This is a genomic window from Chitinophaga sp., assembly GCF_017745275.1.
GTDB lineage: Bacteria > Bacteroidota > Bacteroidia > Chitinophagales > Chitinophagaceae > Chitinophaga.
This window is the reverse complement of the sequence record NZ_JAGHZS010000010.1, coordinates 355,149-380,917: the sequence shown is the minus strand read 5'-3', so window position 1 is coordinate 380,917 and position 25,769 is coordinate 355,149. Positions and strand designations below refer to the sequence as shown.

Here is a 25,769-nt window from a genome sequence, read left to right as displayed (position 1 = left end):
TATAGTATGATTATAAGAAATAAGGAACATTGGTTCAGGATGCTTTTTGTCTGGCATGGCTCAGTATTACCACGATTGGTACCCAGGCTTATCCTGTTGTTTTTATTGTCTGTATTGGTGGTGTATCTCCATGGAACCATCTTCTCTTTTAAGGTTCCGTTGAACCCGGCTCCGCTGACCTTATTTGGTTTTGTACTGGCGTTATTCCTGGGCTTTCGCAATAGCGCCAGCTATGAACGCTTCTGGGAAGGGCGTAAGCTGTGGGGATCTTTACTCAATTATGCACGATCACTTACCCGGCAGGCGCTGACGCTGGGCGAAAGATCCGCACCTGTAATGGATTTCGTACAGTTGCTCAGCGCATTTACCTACGCCCTCAAACACCAGTTGCGGGGAACAGATCCCCTGCCCGATCTGCAAACACGCCTGAATGAACAGCAATTCGCCGTAATAGCCGCCGCAAAATATAAACCGGTTGTATTAACCAAACTTATGGCGGAATGGGTGCAGCAGCAACGCCGGGAGAACCGGATAGACACTATTCAACAAGCCCGCTTTGATGAAAACTTCGACAAACTAGAGGAAATTGTAGGAGGCTGTGAGCGGATTCAGTCTACCCCCATACCTTATAGTTACCGCGTATTATTACACCGCACTGTGTATATTTATTGCTTCCTGCTCCCGTTTGGCCTGGTTGACAGCCTGGGCTGGTTTACGCCATTTATTGTAGCTTTTGTGGCGTATACCTTTGTCGCTTTTGAAGCCATCGCAGACGAGATTGAAGAACCTTTCGGAACAGATGCAAATGATCTCCCACTAAACAATATGTGCGCGATGATAGAACATACCATATATGAACTGGCCGGCGCACCATATGATGCCGCTCAAAAGAGTAACCGGCATATTATAGATTAATTTTGCTGAAGATAGATGCCCGGTAAAACACCGCTGATCGTCATTTTACCGGACACCCATTTCCTGCGCTGTTATATCGCCGACGGCGCTACACCATAGGCCTTTTTAAATGCGAAGGAGAAATGTGAGAGGTCTTCAAATCCTACTTCCAGGTATACATCGGAGGTTTTACGATGCTTTTCCTTGATCAGGTAATAGGCTTCCTGTAAGCGTTTTTGCTGTAGCCATCGACTGGGAGAAGTATGGAATATTTTTTCGAAGTCGCGCTTGAAAGTAGCCAGGCTTCTGCCTGTGAGGTAAGCAAATCTTTTCAGCTCCACATTGAAGTGGAAGTTCTGCTGCATAAATGCTTCGAGGTCTATTTTGCCAGGGATACTAAAATCAAATAGCGTGTCTTTCAATTCCGGGTTGCCTTTCAGCAGCAGCAAAATAGCTTCTTTCAACTTCAGTTTCATCAGCGGCTCATTGCCATCGTTGTTCAAGGCGTCGTAAGGCTGTAGCGACTGCATATATCCCGTATAAAGCGGATTAGGCTTCAGTAGTGTTATTACCGGGGCTTCCGCTTGCCTGCCAGCCGTATAGCCGTATTCCATACTAAATTCGCGGAGTGTGTCTTCATCCAGGTATATGGAGATGGTTTTAAAATCTCCGTTCTCCGGTGGCTGCTTCAGGAACTTCACCAGGCTATTCCGCCGGAAAAAACCGAAGTCGCCTTCATTGAGGACAATGGATTGCTGCCCATCATTGAAAGTGATGGAACCGGAGATCTGGTAGTTGAATACATGCACCGGCACAAACTGCTCTCCTTCCCTGCTCCTGTTCACATAACAGGAATATACTATTTGCTTCGACATACTATTACAAGATACTATTTTTTGACGCCTTCACTTATTGCTTTGCGGTAAATGCCCGTCCTACTTCGGTATCCAGGAAATCAACGGCATCGTCATGGTCCGTTGAAGTGGTTACTGCCAGCCATTCTTCGAATTCTGCTTTTCTTGTTTCGTCGGCTTTCTTTAAAATAGTGGCGGCTTCACTGCCTAATACCAGGTGCACCGGAGGGTTCGGATGATCTGCCAGTTGCACCATTACTCTGGCGGCTTTATCAGGATCGCCGATAGGTGTATAGTTGCCGGTTCTTAAAAATTCATTTATCCAATCTACAGTGGATTCATATCCTTCTACTTTGGGGGCGTAGGTCATGGAAGCGCCGCCCCAGTCGGTCCGGAAGCCACCTGGTTCTATAGCCGTAACACGAATGCCCAATGGCGCCACTTCTTTGGCCAATGCTTCCGTAAAGCCTGCCAGTCCGAACTTGGCCGCCTGGTACATGGTTAACCCGGCATTGCCTACTCTTCCGCCGATAGAACTGATTTGTAAAATACGGCCGGAGCGTTGTTGGCGCATATGAGGTAATACCGCCCTTGTGATGGCAATAGGTGCGTATAAATTGGTCTCCAGCTGACTGCGCACCTGTTCTTCTGTATAGGCTTCCGCCGCACCGGAGATGCCGAAGCCGGCGTTATTTACCAGCACATCTATCCTACCAAAGTGCTTAATGGCGGCGGCTACGGCCTGCCGGATATCTTCGTTATTGGTAACATCGAGTTTTAGTACGAGTAATTGCTCACCGTAAGTAGCAACGAGGTCTTGTAATTGCGCGGTGTTTCTGGCAGTGGCGACAACGCGGTCGCCTGTTGCTAATACTGCTTCGGTGAGGCTGCGTCCGAGGCCGCGGGAACTTCCTGTAATAAACCAAATCTTTGTCATGATGATTTCTTTTTTGTTGAGACAAAGGTCGGGAGGAATGGGGAGCGGGGTTTTGTTGAACGGCTCAAATGTGGTTTGTTGGGTGGCTCAGGAAGGAAGGTTATTATTTGTTGCGCTTTCTTATAAATTAATTTTTTACAATTAAAAATAGATTTTCATCATTATCTTCTATGCGCTGATAAACTATCCGCTCTTCCTTCTCCGTAATTAAAATCCAGGAAAATGGGTTCAAACTATTATCGGCTATCAATACCTCTGTTTTAAGTGCTTTACAAATCAGGTCGGCCAGGTATCTCACATCAAATACCATCTTCGTATACACAAACAATTGAGTGCAAAAGTCTCCTTTGATTCCTGAACAATCGAACAATACATCTTCAATTTGATCCCCATTCATATCAAATGGAGCTACGGACACGCCCATCTCTTTAAAAAACAAGATCAAACATTCTTCAATATCATTTAAACTAATTTTGTTCTTAATAATTAAGCTGTACATGCTATTAAAAGAAATACGTGTTTACAAATAAACCCTTACGCACTAAATTCTTCATAAGATCTAATTGCTAAAAATTCCGCCCGCTCCCTGAAAGTCATATTATCATTGTCAATGATTACCTTCCTATCAGCGGGTATCGCATTTACCAGTGTACTGAGTATATCAAAGTAATGGAAAGTACAGGAAAAAATGTTGAAAGCAGCAAAATGCGATGTAACAATTTCCTGTTCCTTTTTCTCCATCAAATTAAATATGTTGTTATCCAATGAAAGGAAAAAATAACCCCGTTCAACATCTTTTAGGTGAAACGAAAGTTCTTTATTATTTACATACTCAAAATCAAGTATCCCCTCTGTGTATAGTTTAAAATCGGACAGGGAAAACTCAGCATCCGTTATGATAAAGGCACTTCTCATAATGCTTATATTACAACGAAAGATAATTAAATAAATATTTCTCCCTGCATTTGTAACTCTTTTTGTAACCCAATGTTTAGACCCAACAACTATTAGCCCCTACTTTCCGGTAAAAGTGTTGGAGAGTGCAGAAAAGCTAAAAGCCTTTCCCAACAAGAGTTGGCTAAACAAATGAAGACTTCTTATACTATCGTAGGGAAGTATGAACGTGATGAGATGTTGCCCTCCATTGAAGTCGCTAAAAATTTAGCCCGACTCCTGGATACAACCGTGGGTTACTTATTGGGTGAAGCTGCCAACAGTAATACATTTAAAGACCCTGCCATGCTACAGCGCCTTAATGAGATCAGCTCATTACCTGAAGAAGATAAACGCTGTATCTTATATACTATAGATAGTTGGTTACAAAACGCGGAACTAAGAAGGCATTTGCACATAGGTAATAAGACATGGTTGTTGACCAGGTCTTATTATCTATGTATTTAAAACATTATTCGGCGATTCTTATCCTGCTCCATTCAATATCCGCTCCTCTACTTTTTCGGCCAAAATCCAGCCCATTTGCCCAAATTCAGAATCATCTAATTCTGATAATGTCCCTAAAACAATAACACTACCGTCTTTAGAATATGAGATTCCATCCTCTTCCTTAAAATCATCTTTATTTATCGGTTTCCAACCATCGGAGATACTACGCAAAACACATCCATCACAATACTTATCCGTTGAATAAAGCATAACATTACACTATCTATTCTTACAATAAGATATCGCTGATTTCAACTCAGCCATAGATACATCAAATTCTTCTAAAAAATCTTTTATACTTTCTCTGACACTAGCATAAAATACCACACTATAAACAGTCAACCTTCTTCCTAATAATACTGGCTGGCCAAACCCTTTAAATGCATTACGTTCTACAAAATTCATAAAAATTCAAAATTTAAGGATTAGCAAGGGATACTAGACGAAGAAAATTATAAGGATGAAAAGGTAATAGAAATACCAGACTTCAATGAATTTATGCAGATGCTCACCCAGCAATTTCCTTACGTTGCCGTAAGCATCCCTTAATTGCTTTCCTTCAAATCATTTTTAACAAGATCCAGCGCCACCGCCAATTGTATCTGCTTACTTTTACTAAGTTTATGCAAATATTGTTTAACCGTAATCGAATCAATTATTGGCGCGACAAGACTATCATGGCTAAGTTCTACATTCACTATCAGTTCATCATTAATTAATACTTCATAAAGATCCTCCTCCTGTTCAGGGATCGAGCTAATAATATATGCTGTTATCATCTGCGGATAGTGTGCCTTCAAAATAGCTATGAGGCCAGCTCCTCTTTCACCAACAGATATGAGATCAGATCCAAATAGCCATTGATGAGAGCTGACAAGCTACTTCCGATACTCCTGCTCTGCCATACTTCCGATCAGTTTCATACGGTCATATAATTTAAAGTCTCCTTAATCAATTAATTACCCAATAATCGTCTTCTGCCTCCTCTGGAAATCGTATATTCTTCACCGCTAAAGATGCTGATACTATTTTATTATCGTCAATAAAAATACGTACATAAAATTCCGATGAACATTGCTGACAACCCTTTTCCGTAATCCCTTCCACGAGTACGATCGACGCTCCCGGGGCTCCGGTATCATTGCCATTCCATCGCAACTCATCGAATAATTGATATTCAAACTGCCAGCAATCTCCATAATGAAATTGAGCGATCCAGTTTTGCGTATGCTGACAATTAAGGCAAACAACATTCTTCAGATGCAGGGTATTATATATGCCCATTTTTAAAAAATTCATTTAAATTAAATATACCCATCGTCTCTATTGCCGCTACAGTCATCTTCAGGGCTCCTACCCTGAAAGATAAAAAAATTCTCCTCCCTAAAAACAAAAAGCTACTGCTACGCCTAAACGCAACAATAGCTTTCCTCATATCTTCTCCGCTCCTACTCCGCTTTCAATGATCGCACCGGGTTCATAGTTGCCGCTCTCAGCGCCAGGAAGCCTACTGTCAGCAGCGCTATCAGCACCGCCGCCAGGCCTGCCAGTCCAAAAGTCCACCAGTGGATATTTACACGATAAGCGAAACCTTCCAGCCAGCGATGCATGCCCCACCAACCCAACGGAGTGGCAATTAATATCGCTATCAGGACAAGTTTTACAAAATCACCGGACAACAACGCCACGATATTGGAAACAGAAGCTCCCAATACTTTGCGGATACCAATTTCCTTGAGTCGTTTTTCTGTGGAATAAGTGGCCAGGCCAAATAACCCCAGGCAGGCAATGAAGATGGTCAGGCTGCCGAAAGCACCGAATATTTGCCCAAAGCGTACATCCTGTTTGTATTGATCGTTGAACGCCTGATCCAGGAAATTATAGCGGAATGGCCGCTGTGGCTCCATCGCATTCCAGGTACGTTCTAATTCCGCAATGGTTTTAGAAAGGTCGCCGGATTTTATGCGCAGGGATATTTTATTCTTGCCGTTGTCTTCTGCCATGCGGATGGTAAGCGGTTCTACTTTTTTGTGCAGCGACTGATAATTAAAATCTTTCACTACGCCTACAACAGTGCCTTTGCGGCCCCATTGTTCAAAATTTTTGCCGACGATACCCTCCGGCTTAGCATAGCCATACTGCCTCGCAGCAGCTTCATTCACAATCAGGGAGTAAGTGGTATCTCCCGGAAACGCCCTGTCATAAGCGCGGCCCGCCGCCATCTTCATTTCGTAGGCTTTGAAAAAATCGTAGTCTACTTCGTAGATAGCCGGATCAAGCTGTCGCATTTCTCCATTGCTGTTGACAATGCCGGTACCGGCATTGGGGAAGAAATCGCCCGGCACAGCGCGGGAGGCGGTAATGGACTGCACTGCAGGATTTTCTGCCAACCTGGCTTTCACGGTTTCTATGTTCTTATTGACAGTAGCATCGCCGCCGTAATCTATCACCAGCATCTGATCCTGCCGGAAGCCCAGGTTGCGGGTCCGCAGGTGATCCAGTTGTGTATATACAATAGCCGTACAGGCAATCAGGGCAATAGACAAGCTAAACTGAAATATTACCAGCCCTCTTCTCAATTGTATGCCTTTGGTAGAACTATCAAATTTTCCTTTCAACACCAGTGCCGGCTTAAAGCGAGCCAGCACCCAGGCAGGATAGATGCCTGCGGGTATTCCAACCAGCAATGGCGTTACCGCCAGCAACAGTCCCATTTTCCAGTTGAGCAAATCTGCGTACGCCAATGGCTTACCGGACAGCTCCCGCACCAGTGGCAGCAACAACACCACCATCGCCAACGCTGCGATAGTAGCCAATGCCGCAATTAAAACAGCTTCTATCAGGTATTGGAAAATAAGCCCCTGTTGATAAGCGCCTACCGCTTTACGTACACCTATTTCTTTTGCCCTTTCCATAGAGCGGGCTGTTGTCAGGTTAATAAAATTAATGCCCGCAATAAACAGGATGAAAGCTGCTACCAGCGAAAAGATATATACGTTGGCCATACTGCCGGTAGGTCCAGGCTGCCGCATGGCCGCGGAATGCAGGTAGGCGTTCTTCAATGGCTCAAAGGCAATAGTGTAGTTACTTTCTGTTGCACCGGGATGATATTGCTTTAAAAATCCGGGTACTTTAGCCTGCATAGCTGTTATATCGGTATGCTCCGGCACCAGGAAATACGTATAAAAATCTACATACCCCCACTGGTCAAAAATGCCCGGACGTATTTTCCGGAAGGTACTCATCGAGATCAGGGCAGAAAATGTAAAGTGAGAATTGGCCGGCACATCTTCCATCACCCCGGATACTGTCAGCGTAAGATCTTCTGCCTTAAACGCTTTCCCAATAGGGTCTGCATCTCCAAAATATCTCTTCGCCATACTTTGGGTCAGCACAATGTTATAGGGATTTTTAAGCGCGGTGGCCCTGTCGCCGGATAATAACTTCCAACTGAAGATATCGAACGTAGAAGAGTCGGCAAACAGCAGGTTGCTTTCCTGGAAGCGCTTGTCGCCATACTCCATCAACACTGTCAGCGGGCTGGTAAACTGCGTTACTTTTAATACTTCCGGAAAATATGTACTCAGTACGGGGCCTACCGGTGCGCAGCCCCAAACCTGGTACTCTTCCGGAGCCGGAGGGGGCAACTCTTTTCCCCCGGGATTGCGGAATGCCTGCACTACGCGGTATATCTCGTTATAATGCTGATGATAACGATCATAGGAAAGTTCGTCCTTTACGTACAACATGATAAGCACGCAGCAGGCAATACCAACTGTGAGGCCGGTGATATTGATCAGCGCGTAAGCTTTACTCCTCGTAAGGCTACGCCAGGCGATCTTTATATAGTTTTTGATCATAAAAAGTATGATTATAACAATACATGATAAAGGTATGCTTCCGTTAGCCAAAAAAATGCCATTTAGCCACCTCTAATACCATAGCGGGGTTGCTGGTATAACAATGCCGGCAGATGTTCAAATACGGACACTTTATCACAGAAATGGACATCCCGGGCAGGAACAAAATTACCTTTTCCGAACATCCCCCTATTATTATTTGTTTAACCTTATAGGTAGTTGTACATCTAATAAAACACGTATTTATGAAAACGATGCTCATACTGACCGATTTCTCCGAGAATGCCTTCCGTGCTGCGGAATATGCCGCGGAAATAGCCGGGGCTTTGGGGATTCAACGCATCCTGTTATATCATGCCTATCAAACGGTGATTGGTGGAACAGACCTGCCTATCGGTAATTCGCAGGGTACACAGGAGATGTATATAGACAGTATTTCCCAACTGGCCATGGTACAGGACCGACTGAAATCTATGGTGAAAGATATTAAAGTAGACCTGCGCACAGAAGACTATCCCCTGCCCAGCTATATCAGCGAGTTATGTAAGCAGGAAGAGATAGATATCGTGGTAATGGGCGTATCGGGCCGGTCTGGCCTGGAGAAGCTGTTGTTGGGCAATACCACTTCCATGATGATTGAAGAGAGTAAAGTACCGGTATTAATTGTACCTAAAGATACCAATATCGGCCGAGGTATGAAATCGGTGGTCTTTGCCACAGACCTGAAAGATCATACGGCAATTCCCGTGCATCAGTTGTATGAAGTGCTGGATGCTTTCCAGGTGCCCGTACAGGTGGTGAATGTACAAAAAGGGGCGCCAGAGAAATATTCGGAAGAAGCGCGGAATACGATGGCGAGTCTGCATAACATTTTTGAAAAGTATGAAGCCACTTTCGATTATATCAATGATGATAATACTGTAGATGGTATTCTCTCTTACTCCGATCAGCACCACGCTTCCATGATTGTGGTGATTCCACGGAAAACCGGTTTCCTCTCTTCTTTATTTAAAAGTAGTATCTCAAAAAAGCTCGCTTATAATTCCAATGTCCCGTTGTTGTCTTTGCCACCGGTTCCTGGTGGAGATGAAACCGCTGGCGAATAATGCCAGCGGTCTTCTATTTAAATGAGTACTTTATTATCTACTGCACATTTAATCAGCATAGCGGTATTACGTGCATTGAATTTGCCAAGTAAATTCCGCCGGTGGCTGTCCACCGTATCCGAGCTGATAAACAGTTTTTCTGCTATTTCATGATTGGTATGTCCGTTGGCAATAAGCGACAATACCTCTTTCTCCCGCTTGGTAATATGTAAATGCCCTATGCCATCTGTTTTAAGGGCTTGTTTTAATGCTGCTGAGAGATAGGTACGTCCGGAATACACGTCGCGTATGGCTTTCAGCAGTTCTGCTTTATCTGCATTTTTCATCAGGCAACCGCTGGCGCCACTGTCTAACATTTCGGCGATACCGCTGTCGTTTTTATCATAGCTTAATCCCAATACGGCTACTTCGGGATAGCGTTTCTTGATATGGGCGCAAAGCGCTGCGCCACTGATATCGGGTAACAGGGTATCGAGTAACACAACATCTGCGGTATGGTGGTCCAGGAAGTGAAGACAGGAAATACCGTTCCGGGTTTCACCCTCCAGTTGAATATCTGCTTCCAGGCTTAGCAGGGATCTTAGTCCTTCTAAAATCAATGGGTGATCATCAACAAAATATAAACGAATCATGGTTTTTCAGTTTGCTGTAACGTTGGTATGCGATGGCATAATGAAGTTGGGCGAACAAGTGAACTCGTCATTAACCAGGTATCTAAGATAGTAAAAAAAACCGTCGGTTCAACGACAAGACAAGTTTAAACCATCAACATACAGGTGCCCCAGTCAGGTTTAATTTCAGGATCTGCAAAACTGATCAGCGACAGGCCGATTCCGGCAATTCCTTCCAGCACATTATGACTGCTGACATAGTTCGGATGATGATAAAATTTAAATCCGGCGGGACCGTCGGCCCAGGTATTCATTTGTAGTGTGGTATGCAGCCATTGCTGCGATGTATCCAGTAATAGGGAATCTCCGGTGGCTAGTCCGGCTTGCTGGAACAGGTGCGCTATGCCGGCGCTGCCATGGCATAAGCACGCATCATGTACGGCACCATTTTTTACATTCCGGTATTGCGCGATGTGTTGCAACATCGTAGTGGCTTCCTGCTGATAATCTTTCCTTTGGAGGCGTTTGCCGGTATTCAGGAGCATAATGGCAATGCCCAGATCGCCATAACACCAGCCCAGGCGGCTGTGGGATTCTCCCACTACCTGGTTCGCGTTGTCTACCAGTGTGGGGAACAGGGAGTGTCCGGGAGGTGCTGTTTGCCGGATACCCAGCAGCCATTGTATACTTTTTTCTATGAGTGGCAAGGTCGTTTCCCTGGCAATTCCTTTTTCATAACAACGGGCCAGTATATCGATGATGGCGGGGATACCATGCGCGAGGCCCAGGTTAAATATATCCTTATCGGGATTGTCCTGGCTGCGGCTGGAAAAATGATCCTTCCAGGCTATACCACCGGGAACAGGCATGGCACTTTTTTCCAGCTGCTGCACCAGCTTCTCCAACTCGGCCTGAGCAGTGGCAGCGGGCAACCTTTCCAATAAATACAGCGCCGATCCTAGTCCCTGGTGTAGAAAATCATTACGTCCATCAGATAATTCTGTACGCATAAATTCCGCTATCTGTGCATCGATATCCGCGAAGCTGTCAGTTTCCCCATCCGCTTCAATAAATCCCATCTGCGTTAAGTGCTGTATACACCAGGATATCCCTGCAATACCGCTGCAGTGAGAACCATTCATAGGATGCTCAGACATGTCCAGCAGGCATTTTTCTATAATGTCGTATACTTTTCCCATATGTGCTTCATCGCCTGTGAGCTGGTAATAATAGGCGTAAAATAAAGCTACCCCTGTATAGCCTCCTAACAGGCTACTATTGGTATCGGTGATGGTAAACCCATCCAGTTCTGTGCAGATCTTTTGTAAGAGGAGCCTTACTTCTTCCTTATGATTCATAAACTGAAATGCCTTTAATATATAATGGCAAAACATGTATTGCTTAGTGCATACATGTTTTGCCATACAGTCAGGTTGAGAAAGCTGTTAGCCATTAGCTGTTAGCTGTTAGCAAATGCAACGAAGAGCATAATATGTCGATATTCGCTGCATTTGCTAAAGGCTAAATGCTAAAAGCTAATCGCTAGTAGCGGCAGGAATCTACGCTGCAAATAGGAGCGCCCTGGCTCATATTATCAGTGCAGATACGCAGGGAGCACAGCACGGAACAGGTGCCTACTGTTGCAACCATTTCATGCTGGTTTGACACCGCTGAAAGGCTGGCTACTTTTATTTTACCCAAACTTAGTTTTTTTGCTGATAGCTTCTTCATAACAAATGATTTTTAGCAGTACAGTAAATGAAATGATCAGAAAAGACAAATGTCAGCGCTGCACATGGGCGAACCCTGGCTCAGGCAAGTGATTTTTTCACTTGGCACACAACGAAGTGATAGCATGAATGCATCTTCATTGGCATTGACTTTACTGAGATCGGCAACTTTTATTTTACCGAGATGTAATTTTTTTGCTGATAGCTTTTTCATCGTGCCATTTTTTAGAAACAGGTATCTTTTGAAATAGGTGGTGGGCATTTTGCCATCAGGCTGCAACCATTGTAAGTAGGTGCTTTTACATCTGCCTGATCCAGGCTGCTGATGCTCAGTTTGGCAACTTTTAATTTACCCAGGGCTAATTTTTTAGCAGGTTCTTTTCTCATAATAGCAAATTTATGTGGTTGAAAAAATAAAGACTATTCTATTGGCAGGTTGTTAAAATAGGGCCATAAAAAAATACAGGTTTTCATCATCGTTATTACAGGTTATGGTAAAAGTAGGTAGAAACTGTTTAACTCCTACTCACGTAAAAACGTGATTTTTGAAAAGCATGTTTAAACATAAAATTTCCCTGTTTTACGTGATACGCATGTATAGAAGAAACTGCTACCTTCAGCACCTAATGTTGACCTGGGCCATGATTAGAGCAGAAAATTTCTATGTTGTAAGAACGCCACTGTTACCAGTGGATACCATTACCAAACTACAACATATTACCAACGATACACTCGCTGACACCATTAAAGCCATCTTCCGGGATGAATACCTGCAGGAAGCCATCTATATTGCGTCACCTGAATTATATATGGAATTGCAGAAGTGGTGGCAGGGCACTTCCGTGAATGAAAAAGATAACTACAAGCTGGCATCGTCGCTCTATCGCTACCTGCTGCGGATGAGTACCCGCTGCACGCCATACGGGCTCTTTGCCGGTTGTGCCACCGGGGAGCCGGCGGACCATACCAATATTCAACTGCAACCTAAACAGGAACATAAAAAACACGGCCGCCTCGACATGAACTATGTGGCCGAACTGGCAGCTGCCATCACCGCTGTTCCCGAAATCAGGGAACAACTCCTGTATTATCCCAACAACTCATTATACGCTACCGGCAAACAATACCGCTACGCCGCCTATACCGTTAAAAATAAAATCCGCAGCTATTACCTCACTGCCGTGAATCAAAGTCCTTACCTGGACAAAATATTACAAACCACCGCACAGGGAGCAACGTTGGCGGATATACGTAATTGTATCGTCAGCGAAGAAGATGATATCAGCGAAACGGAAGCCGACGAATTTATTACTGAACTGCTCGAAAACCAGCTACTGGTGAGCGAACTGGAACCTACCGTTACCGGAACGGAGTTTTTTGTGCACCTTACCCGGCGGCTACAACAGTTGAAAGGAACAGAAGAATTCACCCACCCGCTTTCCCGCATTCAACAATTGTTGCAGGAACAGCATACCAGCATCGACAAATACACCGTGACGCATGCGCTGGTGAAATCCATGCTCATCAACACCAACAGTAAAGACCTGGTACAAACAGATCTTTTCCTTGCTACCCATGCCAATACGCTGAGTCATACCGTTATCAATGAATTGGCTGCGCAAATCGGGCAACTGTGGAAGCTGTCGCCTGTTAACAGCAACGCGGATCTGCAAAACTTCCGCCAGGCATTCCAGCAACGCTATGAAGAACAGGAAGTACCATTGAGCGTAGCACTCGATACCGAAGCCGGCATTGGCTATGGCGCTCACAGCCAGCACAGCGCTGATCATACCCCACTGGTAGATGACATCGTCGCGGCCCCAAAAGGCCCCGCTACCGGCAGCCCCCGCACCAAAATGCAGGAGTTCCAGTTGCAGCAATTGCATCAATGTTTACAAACCGGTCAAAAGGTGATCCAACTCACAAAAGAACACCTCGATACACTGAAAGACCGCGATGTACCTGCCCTCCCACACAGCCTCTACCTGATGGGAAGTATCCTCAGCACCGATGCTACCGCCATCGACAATGGCAACTACCTCTTTGATATGAACGGCTGTAGCGGCCCTTCCGCCGCTAACCTGCTCGGCAGATTCTGTCATGGCGACGAAGCACTCAGCACCCGGGTAAAAGCCGCACTCGCCGCAGAAGAAGCCGCCGACCCGGAAAAAATTTATGCTGAAGTAGTACACCTGCCCGAATCCAGGACCGGCAATATCCTGATGCGGCCACGGCTACGGCCATACGAAATTGTATACCTCGCCAACAGCCTCGCGCCGGAAGCAGATCAGATACTCCTCTCCGACCTGATGGTCAGCGTACAGCGCGGCAAAGTGGTGCTCCGCTCCAAAAAGCTGGATAAAATTATTATTCCCCGGTTAAGTACGGCCCATAACTATCGCAACGGCCTGCCAGTATATAAATTTCTCTGCGACCTGCAAAACCAGGACCACAACAGCGCCATCGCCTGGCAATGGCAGCTTCCCGGCGAAGTGTCCTTCTTCCCCAGGGTGCAATATGGCCATATCATCCTGAGCAAAAGCAGCTGGATACTCCATAAAAAGAACTATCCCGCACTCCATAAAGCTGCGCCTGCTGACTATATGGAAATTTTCGGGGAGATAAGAAAACAACTGGACCTCCCCCGTTATGTGGTCATCACGGAAGGGGACAATGAACTACCCGCAGATCTCGACAATGAAGTAGCCGTACACCTCCTGCTGACACAACTGCTCAAAAAAGAGCAAATTACCCTGCAGGAATTTCTCCATACACCCGATCAATGCTGGATAACCGGACCCGATGGGAAATATACCAACGAATTGATCATACCACTGCGGTATACTTCTCCCGAAAAAATAAAAAAACAACCAGCTCCTTCAACAGCGGCAGTAACGGATATCCCTGCACGTAAATTTATAACCGGCAGTGAATGGCTATACGTAAAACTATACACCGGCACCCGCAGCGCAGAAAACATCCTGAAAGAAGTACTCCTTCCCCTCACGGCACAACTGATAGCGGAAGACGTAATAGATAAATGGTTCTTTATTCGCTACACCGATCCTGAACATCACCTGAGAATCCGCTTTCATCACGGGCAACGCAAAGATTTCTGGAAAATCGTGCTGGAAAGATTATACGATGCCCTGGCACAGTTGCCTGATAATATTTATCGCATACAAACCGATACCTACGAGAGAGAAATTGAACGCTACGGCGCCGCTACCATGACTTTCAGCGAAACCCTCTTCCACTTCGACAGTGCCTGTGTAATACAGGTACTTAACCTGCTGGATGATGAAGAAGGGGAACATTATCGCTGGCTGCTTTCTTTGCGCGGCATAGACACGCTGCTCGATGATTTTGGCTATACCTTGCCTGAAAAATCGGGGTTGCTAAAAATGTTGCAACAGGGCTTTTACGAAGAATTTGGCGGCGGTAAACCTTTGCTGCTACAACTCAATAACAAATACCGCGATGACATGCGGGAAATCAGTAGTATTCTCGACCCGGCACAGGATGCTGCCAACAACCTGGAAGAAGCTGTGTCTTTCTTTGCCACCCGGTCTCAACAAATAAAAGCACATCTGCCCACGCTTACCCCCGCACAACGGGACGATCTACTGGGCAGTTATATTCATATGTTTCTCAACCGGATGTTATTATCCAACCAGCGCAAACATGAGCTGGTACTCTATCATTTCCTCAGCAGGTATTATGAATCAATGTTAGCAATTGCCAAAAAACAACTCAAAGCTGTATCATAAATATTTTTTTATTCACTTAAACAAAATCGTATGAAAAAGAAAACAGAAAAGAAAATGACATTGGGTACCGTTAAAGTAGCGAAATTAAACGTTGCCAACACGCAAATGGGTCAATACCCTACTACTACTGTTTTTACAACAACTACTCACCACACATTTGATTGCTAAACTCATCACAACATCGCTTTGTATGAAAAAGAAAGCTGAAAAGAAGATGAAGCTGGGCGCCATCAAAGTGTCCAAATTAAATGGTGCCAACGAAAAGGCAGGGAAAACCTACCACACCATCACAACACATGTTAGCTTAAACTGCACTGACTTCTGCTAACTCCAACTACCATTAACCTCTGTCAATAGCAAATTAAGAGCACATTTTTTTATCAATTAAAAACAGCTTGTATGAAAAAGAAAATCGGGAAGAAAATGACATTGGGCTCCGTAAAAGTTGCCAGGTTAACTGCTATTAATGACGCAGGTAAAAAAGGTCACACCATCTTCACAACAACGACTCATCGTACGTTTGACTGCTAAAAATTAAATTACCGGGTAGCCTGTTTACTTACTCCTACAGTAGACAAGTTACCCGGTATTTTTATTATTCCGGTATAAACAACACCGCATCAGCCACTACAGCTCCATCAGCTCCACGGCTACTGATTTCCACAAAAGCATTTTTACCCGCTTTCAACTGATAAGTACCGAGATCCACCCATTCTCCGGAAGTTTGCCCTTCTACTTTCACTGACGCAGATAATAAAGGGACTGCTTTCACTGTTTTTCCATCGTTGACACTAATGGCAGTACTGGTAGCATGAGATGCCACCCGTGGCACATAGGTATACACGTGATAACGGCCGCCTTTTTTAATCACCGGTGTAAAGCGTACAAACTTTTCACTGCCATCTTTCGCATCAGCGGTAAGCATAGACGGACCATAGCCGCCCCAGGTGATACGTTGCCAGTTTCCCGTTACAGTTACCTGCTTTGCATCGTCATTGTCTACCAGGATTTCTGGTGTGCTGTGATTAGCCAACGGATTATCGGCCAATTGTTGTTGTACTTTCTTCACATCTACCGTTTGCACGGTGGCTTTACTGTTAATGGCTACCACAGCGGCAGTGGCAGCAGATTGGGCCAACACCATGAATACCGGTTCCATGCGGATAGAACCATACGCAATGTGAGAAGCAGATAAACAAACCGGCACCAACAGGTTTTTACAATCGGCTGCCTGGGGAATGATAGAACGATACGAAACCGGGTATGGGCCAAATCCACCTACCTGTACATCTCCCTCATTTTTCACCATACCATTCACGACTAAACGTTGTGTATTGTGGGAATCCATAGTATAAGCAGCCATCCCAACACCATCGGTGACGGTTTCCTTTCCTTCACAGTTGGCCTGCGTCATCACATAGGCGCCCACCATGCGGCGCGCTTCCCGGATATAGAGTTGCGGCGACCAATGGCCACTGTTCACATATTCATCTTTAGGATAGCCCCAGGTCTGCATTTCCTGGCGCAGATGCAATGGCATACGTTCATCATGACCAATAAAATACAGGAATCCTTTTGTGTATGATTCGTGATCAGCAATAATTTTTTTCCGGGTGGCAGCGTCTCCATCCGGGTAGTCGTAGTTCATACCGATCATATCTGTGGAAAAGGCGCCTTTGTTATTGATATCTGTTTTACCATTAGGCATTTTGCTAATGATAAGCACATCATTGAGGACTTTGGCGTCAATCTTTTTTACGACACGCAGCAGTAGTTCATACCGTGTAGAATCGTAATCCGCCGGCCGGGTGATGGGTATCCTGTTATCCGGCTGATTGGTTAAACAGATCCTGTAATTATAGGCCTGTACTTTTTTATCACCGGTGCCGGGCGCTTCCAGGGTAGCCGGGCTAATGCCCCATAGCAATCCACTTTCCGGTTTGCCTGGTATCTTGTAGGGATCTATGCCATCGGGAAACTGGTGTTCTTTTTTTAACTGTACACCGTTGTAGGTTTCGTGATAAAGGTTGTTGGCTTCACGGCCTACGGTATATGCCACACCGGCCTTTGCCATCAGGTCTCCTTCATAGGAGCAGTCGATGAACATTTTGGCTTTCACCACCTGGTCACCCAGTTGTATTTCCGTGATGTAGCCCTGTTCTTTTTTAACGTTGCTGAGCTGGGCATCATACAGCACGTCGACCTTTCCTTCCCGGATATATTGCTGAAAGGTTTCGCTGGCTACGTGGGGTTCAAAAATCCATTGTTCGAACTTTCCGTAATGACGTCCTATGCGGCGATAAAAATCGCGGGAAATACCGGAAATAGCGGATTTATTGCCGATATCGGTATAGCCTAAACCGCCGGCACTGAGCCCGCCGAGTTGCTTCTCCGGTGAAACCAGCAATACGGTTTTATTGAGTTGCTTCGCCGTATAGGCGGCGATGACACCGGCGGAAGTACCGCCGTATACACAAACATCTACTTCTTTAGGAGTGCCTGCGTGGACCAGGCTGGCTGACAGTAACAGGACGCCAGGGAGCGTCATAATTTTTTTCAGAAACATAGTAGTATTTACTGTTGATGAAAACAGATCAATATACCGCTCATTACGTAAAAAAGGAAATGCTGTTATTTTTAAATTACAACAACACTAATTTATTTAGTATTTCGTAAAAACGAAGAAGCCTCAAACACCACTACAGCATGGCATTTAAGACTTCTCCGCATTATTCATTTGCTTTCTGCTACAAAAATACTAATATTTTTAGTAAAAACAAATCTAATTTTTACTTTTCATCAGGCATATAAATCATGCTTTGTCCAGATCAATGCATCGGTATCATAGCCCAACGCCTCCGCTTTATCCAGGAAGCGTTTTTTTGTCAGTGCCGGGATTGAAGTGGTGCGGGATAATATCCAGAGATATTTCCGGTTGTTGCCTGCCACCAATGCATGTTTATAGTGCTCATCGATATCGATGATGTTATACCCGGCATAAAAGGGTCCAAAAAAAGATACTTTCAGGCGGGCCACATCCGGCGCTTCCACAAATTTGGCGATGCCGGAAGCTTCTTTCCACTGCTGTTTATCCGGCATAAATCCTTTATTGTTTACTTCCAGCTCTCCGTCCTCATTCAGCGTATAGGTAGCTGTTACATTGGTCAGGGTACGTTCAAATCTATCATCCAGCCGGGCAATTTCAAACCAGGTACCCACGTATCTCCGCACATCAAAGGGCGATACTGCCCTGGCGCCGCGGGGAATAGATACTTTAAAGCTATTGTATAAAATAATAGCTGCAGCGGCAGATACGCCCGCTGTTACCGCAATGGCAAGCAACTTTTTGTTATTCATACAGATCTCCGTTTTGTCGATGTATGTATGCAAATACATTGCCTCTACCCGATCCCGCTACTAGCGGGCCCTGACAATAAACCGCCCGGCATTACTGTGGCATTTCTGCTACATTCCGGGGATATTATTTTATCCGACGGTATTTATCTTCCTGTACCAAATTCTACTTCATTGGCCCAATGGGCTTTCCAGTCCGGATGAAATGCCCGCGCATTCCGTTTCGACACACTCCGTTCTTTCGCCAGCTCCATGCAACTCCCCGGCGCGCCGTTGTCGTTAACACGAAACGATAACTTCACCCGTTGTCCTTTATCGATGGCCGCTTTTACATCGGGCAATTCCGCCCAGGGAATGGCGCATTCCGTAATAAGGGTATTCCCTTCCCTGCGGATGACCAACTGGCCGCCTTTCACCGGCCCTTCTCCGGCCGATTTAGGCTGCCGTGGAAAGAAGTGCTTCCGGTTGAGCCCCGGCGCCAGGAGCCGCCATATTTCCGTTCCACCGCCATATTCCGGTGCTACCTGGTTAAAAGCATATTCATAGTCGGTGCATTTATAACCCGTGAAGCGGGGCATGGTGCCAGGCGGACAAGCTATCATCCCATCCTTTCCTTCGGGCAATACGTTAAAAGCTAATAACACGTTATCATATGAGTAGCCCAATCCTGAATTATCCGGCGTTACCGGGTTTTTGCGATAGGTATAATGACGCACGCCGGCAGGCCATACCAGCGGCAGCTTCACGGGCTCCTCCACCACATGCAGTTGTACTCCGGCTGGTAATGCAGGCGTAGTTCCCACAATGTAGTGTCCCGTTTTCCCGTACACGCCTTTCCAGTTACCGCGGGTGTCCAGGTCTTCTTTCACAAAAGGACCGGCGCCCGGCGCGGCGTCATCGAAGAGCAGGGCCCCTAGTTTCACAGCATACCACCAATCGCGGCTGCGCAATACAATCCTTACTTTCCCGGATAGCTGTAACACTTCCCAGGCCCCATTCCACAGATCAGGAACCATCCGTTGCAACAGTTGCTTACCACCACTGTATACTTCCAATGTGACATTCGGTACACGGAGATTGGGCAGGTATAGCGCCACCTGCGCGGGCGTGGGCAGATCCAGGTCGATAGCAAAAGCATTGGTATTGTCGCTGCTTTCCAGGTAATGCATCGTACGCCCGTTGCCGTTAGGCAGCTGCAAAGCGCTGCTATCTGTTGCCGGCACACTGCTTTCTTTACTGAGTAATGCGCGCTGCATATCCATGGCATAGGCGGTATCCGGGTAAAAGAAATCATCATCAGGCCGCGATGCAAACCGGTAAGTGCCGGGATGAGGCGTACTGTCGGCTACCTTGGCTGCAAAGTAAAAGTAATGATCATCATAGGCTACGTAGCCATTGGCATAGCCATTAGCGTTGGTGTCAAAATTTTTGAACGGATACCAGGCGGCTTCCGTGAGGGTAACCGATGCTGCGCCGCTACTGCTCACCGTTTGGGGCAATGCAGTTTTCCAATCGTCCAACTGCCCATCTACGTGTATGCTTAACCGTGAGATTACATTTACATGCATATTTTCGCGGTGCATGGCCACCCCATCCTCCCCGGCATCTAAATGAACCGATAGCGGGTAAGTATTGTTCACGGTGGCTTCCCCGCCGGTTATTTTCACGGGTACCATGCTCGTTTCATGCGGAGCTAGTTTCACCCGGGCCGGGAATTGTAATTGTAATGCGCCTAAGCTAACACGCAGTTGCCCCTGGACCGGCCGATTGAGGATATTCGTCAATTGCAGCATCATCACCGGCTGTTGGGCGATAGGTGCGGTCATATCTTTCGCAATAATTTCCACCGGCTCATAACCTTCTATCCGCGCGGTATCCAGTGCTGCCAGCAGCCGGGCAAAAGATCCTTTTGATCCATTGGTACGTAAAAAATATCCCTGGCTGTTCAATGGCACCGTTAGCCTGCCAGCTACCGGCGGCAACTGGTTCCCGTAAAAATCGTACAACTGAAAATTAGCGGCGGGCAGCACCAGGCGGCCACCGGTAAGCGGTGGATACCCATCTGCCAACTGCTGTCCCAACCCTCTTACACCGCGAAACAGTACCTGCTCCGGCCCAAAGGCTTCCCCGATGTCACCGCTGATTACTACTGTACCATCATCTGCCTGCTGCCGCAAACCGTCAAATACCATGATCCAGGGCAGCCCGTTGGTGAACAACAGGCGGTTAAAATTCCTTTCTCCCACCAGGTGTTGCACTGCTCCCAAAGCGGCGGCGGGCGACCAGGTAGCCGGAATCCGGTCTATCACTTTTACACCACCTGGTGTTTTGATCTGCTGTGTATAATGTTCACTGCCCCTCCCACCGGAGTACATATAACCTGCATAAATGCCCATCGAACGGTCATATCCGGCGGCACGGTTGGTGGCTACGGTGAGGCCTATACGATCATCGGTATTGCCTACCCAGCTTTCGGTATCCCATATTTTCACGCGGCCTCTGGGGGATTTGCGGTTTACCCACTCGGGGTAAATAGCCGGCGACTCCATGCCCTGGTAATGAATGGAACAAAAATCGAAGATGGGCAGGAATGTCATTTTCCCATCTGCAAACAATTTATCCCAGGCATTGGAATTAGAGTCGCCGCCACCTACCAGCACATCCGCCCCTTTTTTGCGCGCTTCCAGTACGGCCGCTGCCATCACCGTATATATTTCGCGATAACGTGGAATATCCGACTGCCAGCCGGAAATAGATAATCCCTCCCAGGGCTCATTCCATAACGACACCGCCGTTACGGGCCCCCGGGGCCAGCCATGCTTTTCACATAGCCGTTGTACAAATGTTTTGAAGTCACCGTCAGATGAAGGCAACCACACATAATCCAGTTTTGTTTTTTTCATCACGCCGGCGGTGTCGAGAAATGACCGGGGCCTGTCCAATGGCTGCGGACCTGTACCCGCACCAAACATCAGTAATACGGTAATATTGCGGCGATTATATTCAGCTAATTTGCGGTCAATGGCCGCCATTTTTTCCGCATAGTCCGGTGCGGTAACCGGCGTGTAATCCACGCCCATGCGAATGGCCTGTACACCTACCCGCTGGAGAAAGTCGGGCCCCATGTCGTCGAGCGACTGCTTCGGATATTGTATCCGTTCAGGATTGGCTTTGAAAGTACGTACCAGGCTGGTGATAAAGCGGCGACCATGTTTACCTAAATCCAGCACCAACGCGTAACCTCCGAAACGGGCAGGTATCTCCGGGGAACTGTCAAGGTTCACATATCCTTTGGGCGCAATATTCACCTTTACCGGGTACGTATGAATGGTAGCAAATTTCTCCATTTCCGGCAGCCAGATATCTCCGGGGCGTCCTTTGGTGCCGTAGCTGATCAGCTCAATATTTCCTTCCGCTACCAGCGGCCCGTTCAACTGGTTTACCACCTGTATAGTATACCTGGGCTGCTCTCCCGGCCACAGCACATTGGTAGGTTCCGTGGCATGTACCAATGCTACGGAGTAATCGTATTGCCGAAGATGATTTCGTACCCCCATCACCGTTTCATAGTTCACCCATTCTTCCGGCGCCTTCATTTGTGCCATAGCATTGCCTGCACTGATCAGTATCAGCGCTATTATCCATCTGTATTTCATTACTTATTGCTTTATAAACTTCGACTGTCCAAACATCCTTGTGTTGGCCGCATCTGTGATCACCAGGATATAGGCATTGGCAGGTAACTGGCTGATATCTATTTTCAATGGCGAGGTACTTTTTGCCGACACCTGTTTTACTATTTTACCATTCAGATCGAAGATGCTGACCAGGCAAGGTTTTGCGCCGGCTACTTTCAAATCCGCATACAATACGTTCCCTACCGGGTTCGGATATACGCGCAGTGCCGGCTTAGCAGTAGCTAACGCATGTAACGGCGATACTGCGGGTGTCCAGATATATAGCACCACCTTGTTACCATTGTAATCATCTTTGGTGATGTAGTACTCCCCAGTGCTGCGATGGTAGGCTTTGATACCATACTGGGAATCCACGTCATTGCCTACATACACAGCAGGATTGCTGCTGTTCATCGTCAACACCAATGCGCCTGTGCTCAAATCAAATACATCTATATCCGGAATGGCATAGTAGCCTACGAAAAGATAGTTGCCGGCGGCAGACATCGACTTGGCCTGGGCGCGACTGAGCGTAATAACGGTATTGGGTACACGATTACCGGCCACCCAGCCCCGGTAAACTTCTATGCGGTTGCCAATCAGTGTCCAGTCAGTGTTTCCGCCCGCCAGCACCATCATATCGCTGGCAGGAATATATTCCAGCCGGTTCAACCGGGCAATAGAGGTGGGTGTTGGTGTGGAAATCACGGGCCCCCAGATAGGTTTGCCATTGGCCGCAAAACCGGTTAACGGGTAATGCTGAATGGCATTGGTTTTATCCTGCGAGATCCAGATATCTCCCAATGAATCCAGACAAAAGCCGTTACGTACTTTTGAAATGGTATCTCCCGGAATAGCAATGTAGCCATCCGTAGCAGGATTAAAGTAGTACGTATAAAACACATCAGCATTCTGGTTATTGGCCACCAGTATACGATGCCCGCCAACATTAGCCAGGTGCCCGAAATGCTCTCCCCGCCCATGATCGCCCCATTGTATGCGTGCATCCTGCGGATAACGGTAGGGATCTACCGTATTGGCTACATAAGTGCCGCCATCTGTACCGGTATAGGAATAGATAAGATTGCCGCTGTATAATAATTGTCCATCGGTACCCGCATCCGCTGCGGCAACGCCTTCAAAATTCAGTGCCTGCAATGTCCACAACAAACTATCGGTAGTGCTATAGCAATGGATATCGGTAGCGCCGTTACGACCCAGGTCCCAGGTACCTCCCCAGGGATTGTTCAGTACATACAACTTACCGGCGGCATCCCGACCAATACCCACCACCCTTGTAAAGCGCTTGTCGCCCGTAGCTCCGCGAATACCGCTGCTCTCATCCAGGTAACCACCTGTTACACCAAAAGTACCGCTTAGTACAGGCGTTCCCGTTAGACCCGTGTAAATTTTGATATTCATATCGGGGCCCTGATCTCCTACCAGCAACTGCCCGCGGGCGCTGTCGGCGTACAGGGCAGACGGACGGGCCGTTGCTCCCATGGAGATCACGGTGCCGGCTATACCGGTACTGTCATAACGCCGGATCAGACCAGCATTCAACTGCGCCACCCATACGGCACCTGCACTGTCTACCGCAATAGCGCCCGGACTGCTCACGGGCCATTGACGGATCAATGCGCCGCTGGTGGTAAACACCGCTACCCGGTTACCGGCAGAATCACTGACAAATACCCGGCCTCCCGCTACTGCAATACCTTGTATTGCATCTGCTGTACCGGCGCTGGCGGTAAACAGCAGGTCACGGGTTTTGGTAGCCCGGTTATAGCGCCCTATTTTGCCATAATTGGGGGCCTGCTGCGCCGTGAATATATGCGTAGCATTTCCACCAATAGCACTGCCCTGCGATTCCTTGTTGCCACCCATAGATCCCAGCGTAGCGGCGTTTTGATAAATGCCAATATTGCGTCCTTTCTCGTCCCACATCGAGGCCGTATATACGATCCCCTCCGGCGACACCCACATAGAACGGGCGCAGTTGCCAACATGATTGGCCACATCCGGAAATGTATTGCCTACCCAGGTGGTAGTATACTGTGCATGGGCTGTACCCACACAGGTTAATGCTGCGATAATGGTAATAATCGTTTTCATTGAAGTTATTTTTGAGAGATGTTAATAGCCATGATTCTGCTCCAGCCGCGGATTACGCCCGATCTCACGTAATGGAATGGGCCACAAAGCCTGATCTTCTGTAATCCCCAACACTGCTGCGGCTCTGCCTGTACGTACCAGGTCATAGAAACGATGACCTTCAAAAGCCAGTTCTTTAAACCGTTCATTTTCGATAGCTAACGCCAGGTTGGTTTCTGCTGCCTGAGGATAATCGTGCGGAGAAGCGGCATCCAACGGCAAGGCAAATGCACGGCGACGAATCGTATTCAACAGGGCAATGGCATCAGCGGTCTGGCCCAGGTGGTCCAGCGCTTCCGCTCTCACCAGCATAATATCCGCCAGCCGCAGCGCAATGATGTTCGGTTCTGTACCATTGCTTAAACGGGTATACTTATTTACATAAGGCAGCGCAGGTGTAGCAGTGCTGAAGGCCAGCGCTGCGCTTTTCCGGATATCCCCTTCTTCATAGGCGCCAATGATTTTATCAGTAGGCGCTACCTGGTAGCTCCCCGGCTGCAAGCCCGCCGGAATGCCATTTACCGGCACATAAAAACTAAACAGGCCATTGCTCTGTGCGGATGCACTTACGTACTGTATTTCAAAAATGGATTCCGTACTGTTTTTGCCGCTGGTAGCAAACATGCCACTATACGCCGCACTCCCGCTTACCAAACTATACACCGGGCTATTTATCACCTCCAATGCTTTGGCTGCCGCTGCATTATAATCCTTTATACTCAGGTAAGCCTTCGCCAGTAACGCTTTGGCGCCGCCTTGACTGGCCCGCCCACGCGTAGATACCGCTGCCGCAAACGTTGGCGGCAACATCGTTTCCGCTAATTTGAGATCCGAAATAATTTGTTTGAAAACGCTGTCTACCGAACTGCGGGGAGCGGTGAAGTCCGCGTTAAAAGAGGTATACGGCTCCAATACCAAAGGCACACCACCATAGGCTTTCACTAGGTTGAAATAAAAATACGCCCTTAAAAAATATGCTTCTCCCAGCAGCTGTTGTTTACGTTCCGGTGCAAACAAGCTGTCTTTCATAGCTGGTACATGTTTCAGCAAATCATTGGCCCGGCCGATACCGGTATAATTATTTTGCCAATACGCCGCTACAATGGCATTATCTACCGGGATACCGTGATTTGTAAACGGGCTATAATTGATCAGCAGTGCCGTAGTAGCATCCGATGCCGCATCAAAGGCGAGCGGAAACTGTTGCGCCAAACTTTGTGCAGCGGGGTAAATGCCTACTGCAGCAGCTTCTGCGTCGTTGCCGGTTTGCCAGAAATTTTCATCCGCAATGGTATACTCCGGCACCTGGTCCAGTACTTTTGAACAGGAAGCAAATAATATCAGGATATAGATGAGTCGTAAATTTTTCATAGCAACTA

At 46.9% G+C, this 25,769-nt stretch carries 25 protein-coding genes and 1 pseudogene; 7 read left to right on the top strand and 19 right to left on the bottom strand.

Annotated features, from left to right (window positions below):
• Nucleotides 1-6 precede the first annotated feature (6 nt).
• Nucleotides 7-915 carry a bestrophin family ion channel gene (locus J7623_RS28090; RefSeq protein WP_291927412.1) on the top strand — a complete coding sequence of 303 codons (909 nt, stop codon included), beginning with the start codon at nucleotides 7-9 and terminating at the stop codon, nucleotides 913-915.
• Nucleotides 916-986: 71 nt separating this feature from the next.
• Here J7623_RS28090 and J7623_RS28085 read toward each other — a convergent pair whose 3' ends face one another.
• The 4 genes from J7623_RS28085 to J7623_RS28070 form a co-directional block, all read right to left on the bottom strand.
• Entirely contained in the window at nucleotides 987-1,769 is a 783-nt protein-coding gene (locus tag J7623_RS28085; RefSeq protein WP_291927410.1) for an AraC family transcriptional regulator, read from the bottom strand.
• Nucleotides 1,770-1,803: 34 nt separating this feature from the next.
• Complete coding sequence (locus tag J7623_RS28080) at nucleotides 1,804-2,685, bottom strand: oxidoreductase (RefSeq protein WP_291927407.1); 882 nt, start codon at nucleotides 2,683-2,685, stop codon at nucleotides 1,804-1,806.
• Nucleotides 2,686-2,812: 127 nt separating this feature from the next.
• Entirely contained in the window at nucleotides 2,813-3,130 is a 318-nt protein-coding gene (locus J7623_RS28075) for a hypothetical protein (protein WP_291927404.1), read from the bottom strand.
• Between the two features lie 89 nt (nucleotides 3,131-3,219).
• Nucleotides 3,220-3,600: a hypothetical protein gene (locus J7623_RS28070; protein WP_291927401.1), complete on the bottom strand. Its 381-nt coding sequence runs from the start codon at nucleotides 3,598-3,600 to the stop codon at nucleotides 3,220-3,222.
• Between the two features lie 135 nt (nucleotides 3,601-3,735).
• Here J7623_RS28070 and J7623_RS31800 point away from each other — a divergent pair.
• A pseudogene (locus J7623_RS31800) lies at nucleotides 3,736-4,086 on the top strand (helix-turn-helix domain-containing protein); the annotation flags it as partial.
• Between the two features lie 18 nt (nucleotides 4,087-4,104).
• Here J7623_RS31800 and J7623_RS28065 read toward each other — a convergent pair.
• The 5 genes from J7623_RS28065 to J7623_RS28045 all read right to left on the bottom strand — a co-directional run bounded on the left by J7623_RS28065 (nucleotide 4,105) and on the right by J7623_RS28045 (nucleotide 7,988).
• The gene (locus tag J7623_RS28065; RefSeq protein WP_291927398.1) at nucleotides 4,105-4,338 is read right to left on the bottom strand and encodes a hypothetical protein; all 234 of its coding nucleotides are present in this window, start codon (nucleotides 4,336-4,338) and stop codon (nucleotides 4,105-4,107) included.
• Nucleotides 4,339-4,347: 9 nt separating this feature from the next.
• The gene (locus J7623_RS28060; RefSeq protein WP_291927395.1) at nucleotides 4,348-4,533 is read right to left on the bottom strand and encodes a DUF433 domain-containing protein; all 186 of its coding nucleotides are present in this window, start codon (nucleotides 4,531-4,533) and stop codon (nucleotides 4,348-4,350) included.
• A 140-nt stretch (nucleotides 4,534-4,673) separates the two neighbouring features.
• On the bottom strand, nucleotides 4,674-4,907 hold the full coding sequence (locus J7623_RS28055; RefSeq protein WP_291927392.1) for a hypothetical protein: 234 nt from the start codon (nucleotides 4,905-4,907) through the stop codon (nucleotides 4,674-4,676).
• 172 nt (nucleotides 4,908-5,079) lie between these two features.
• Nucleotides 5,080-5,427 carry a hypothetical protein gene (locus J7623_RS28050; RefSeq protein ID WP_291927391.1) on the bottom strand — a complete coding sequence of 116 codons (348 nt, stop codon included), beginning with the start codon at nucleotides 5,425-5,427 and terminating at the stop codon, nucleotides 5,080-5,082.
• A gap of 149 nt (nucleotides 5,428-5,576) precedes the next feature.
• Nucleotides 5,577-7,988: an ABC transporter permease gene (locus tag J7623_RS28045; protein ID WP_291927388.1), complete on the bottom strand. Its 2,412-nt coding sequence runs from the start codon at nucleotides 7,986-7,988 to the stop codon at nucleotides 5,577-5,579.
• 245 nt (nucleotides 7,989-8,233) lie between these two features.
• Here J7623_RS28045 and J7623_RS28040 point away from each other — a divergent pair, with 245 nt between their 5' ends.
• Entirely contained in the window at nucleotides 8,234-9,094 is an 861-nt protein-coding gene (locus tag J7623_RS28040; protein WP_291927385.1) for a universal stress protein, read from the top strand.
• A gap of 17 nt (nucleotides 9,095-9,111) precedes the next feature.
• Here the strand turns inward: J7623_RS28040 and J7623_RS28035 are convergent, their stop codons facing one another.
• From J7623_RS28035 to J7623_RS28015, 5 genes are all read right to left on the bottom strand, one after another.
• Nucleotides 9,112-9,726, bottom strand: a complete 615-nt coding sequence (locus J7623_RS28035; RefSeq protein WP_291927383.1) for a response regulator transcription factor — start codon at nucleotides 9,724-9,726, stop codon at nucleotides 9,112-9,114.
• 125 nt (nucleotides 9,727-9,851) lie between these two features.
• A complete protein-coding gene (locus J7623_RS28030; protein ID WP_291927380.1) occupies nucleotides 9,852-11,063 on the bottom strand; it encodes a lanthionine synthetase C family protein in 1,212 nt (403 codons plus the stop codon).
• Nucleotides 11,064-11,247: 184 nt separating this feature from the next.
• Nucleotides 11,248-11,436 carry a hypothetical protein gene (locus tag J7623_RS28025; RefSeq protein WP_291927378.1) on the bottom strand — a complete coding sequence of 63 codons (189 nt, stop codon included), beginning with the start codon at nucleotides 11,434-11,436 and terminating at the stop codon, nucleotides 11,248-11,250.
• 36 nt (nucleotides 11,437-11,472) lie between these two features.
• Nucleotides 11,473-11,649: a hypothetical protein gene (locus J7623_RS28020; RefSeq protein WP_291927376.1), complete on the bottom strand. Its 177-nt coding sequence runs from the start codon at nucleotides 11,647-11,649 to the stop codon at nucleotides 11,473-11,475.
• Between the two features lie 11 nt (nucleotides 11,650-11,660).
• Nucleotides 11,661-11,822 carry a hypothetical protein gene (locus J7623_RS28015; protein WP_291927373.1) on the bottom strand — a complete coding sequence of 54 codons (162 nt, stop codon included), beginning with the start codon at nucleotides 11,820-11,822 and terminating at the stop codon, nucleotides 11,661-11,663.
• 254 nt (nucleotides 11,823-12,076) lie between these two features.
• Between J7623_RS28015 and J7623_RS28010 the strand changes: the two genes are divergently transcribed.
• The 4 genes from J7623_RS28010 (at nucleotide 12,077) to J7623_RS27995 (ending at nucleotide 15,736) form a co-directional block, all read left to right on the top strand.
• Nucleotides 12,077-15,205 carry a lantibiotic dehydratase gene (locus J7623_RS28010; RefSeq protein ID WP_291927372.1) on the top strand — a complete coding sequence of 1,043 codons (3,129 nt, stop codon included), beginning with the start codon at nucleotides 12,077-12,079 and terminating at the stop codon, nucleotides 15,203-15,205.
• A 30-nt stretch (nucleotides 15,206-15,235) separates the two neighbouring features.
• Complete coding sequence (locus J7623_RS28005; RefSeq protein WP_291927369.1) at nucleotides 15,236-15,373, top strand: hypothetical protein; 138 nt, start codon at nucleotides 15,236-15,238, stop codon at nucleotides 15,371-15,373.
• A gap of 22 nt (nucleotides 15,374-15,395) precedes the next feature.
• The gene (locus J7623_RS28000) at nucleotides 15,396-15,533 is read left to right on the top strand and encodes a hypothetical protein (protein WP_291927366.1); all 138 of its coding nucleotides are present in this window, start codon (nucleotides 15,396-15,398) and stop codon (nucleotides 15,531-15,533) included.
• A 71-nt stretch (nucleotides 15,534-15,604) separates the two neighbouring features.
• Nucleotides 15,605-15,736 (top strand): hypothetical protein, encoded by a 132-nt coding sequence (locus tag J7623_RS27995; protein WP_291927362.1) that lies wholly within the window; start codon nucleotides 15,605-15,607, stop codon nucleotides 15,734-15,736.
• A 64-nt stretch (nucleotides 15,737-15,800) separates the two neighbouring features.
• Here J7623_RS27995 and J7623_RS27990 read toward each other — a convergent pair whose 3' ends face one another.
• The 5 genes from J7623_RS27990 to J7623_RS27970 form a co-directional block, all read right to left on the bottom strand.
• Nucleotides 15,801-17,771: an FAD-dependent oxidoreductase gene (locus J7623_RS27990; protein WP_291927359.1), complete on the bottom strand. Its 1,971-nt coding sequence runs from the start codon at nucleotides 17,769-17,771 to the stop codon at nucleotides 15,801-15,803.
• Between the two features lie 233 nt (nucleotides 17,772-18,004).
• A complete protein-coding gene (locus tag J7623_RS27985) occupies nucleotides 18,005-18,562 on the bottom strand; it encodes a lipocalin family protein (RefSeq protein WP_291927355.1) in 558 nt (185 codons plus the stop codon).
• A 143-nt stretch (nucleotides 18,563-18,705) separates the two neighbouring features.
• On the bottom strand, nucleotides 18,706-22,215 hold the full coding sequence (locus J7623_RS27980) for a hypothetical protein (protein WP_291927354.1): 3,510 nt from the start codon (nucleotides 22,213-22,215) through the stop codon (nucleotides 18,706-18,708).
• 3 nt (nucleotides 22,216-22,218) lie between these two features.
• Nucleotides 22,219-24,351 (bottom strand): T9SS type A sorting domain-containing protein, encoded by a 2,133-nt coding sequence (locus J7623_RS27975; RefSeq protein ID WP_291927352.1) that lies wholly within the window; start codon nucleotides 24,349-24,351, stop codon nucleotides 22,219-22,221.
• Between the two features lie 21 nt (nucleotides 24,352-24,372).
• Nucleotides 24,373-25,761 carry a RagB/SusD family nutrient uptake outer membrane protein gene (locus tag J7623_RS27970; protein ID WP_291927347.1) on the bottom strand — a complete coding sequence of 463 codons (1,389 nt, stop codon included), beginning with the start codon at nucleotides 25,759-25,761 and terminating at the stop codon, nucleotides 24,373-24,375.
• Nucleotides 25,762-25,769: the final 8 nt, after the last annotated feature.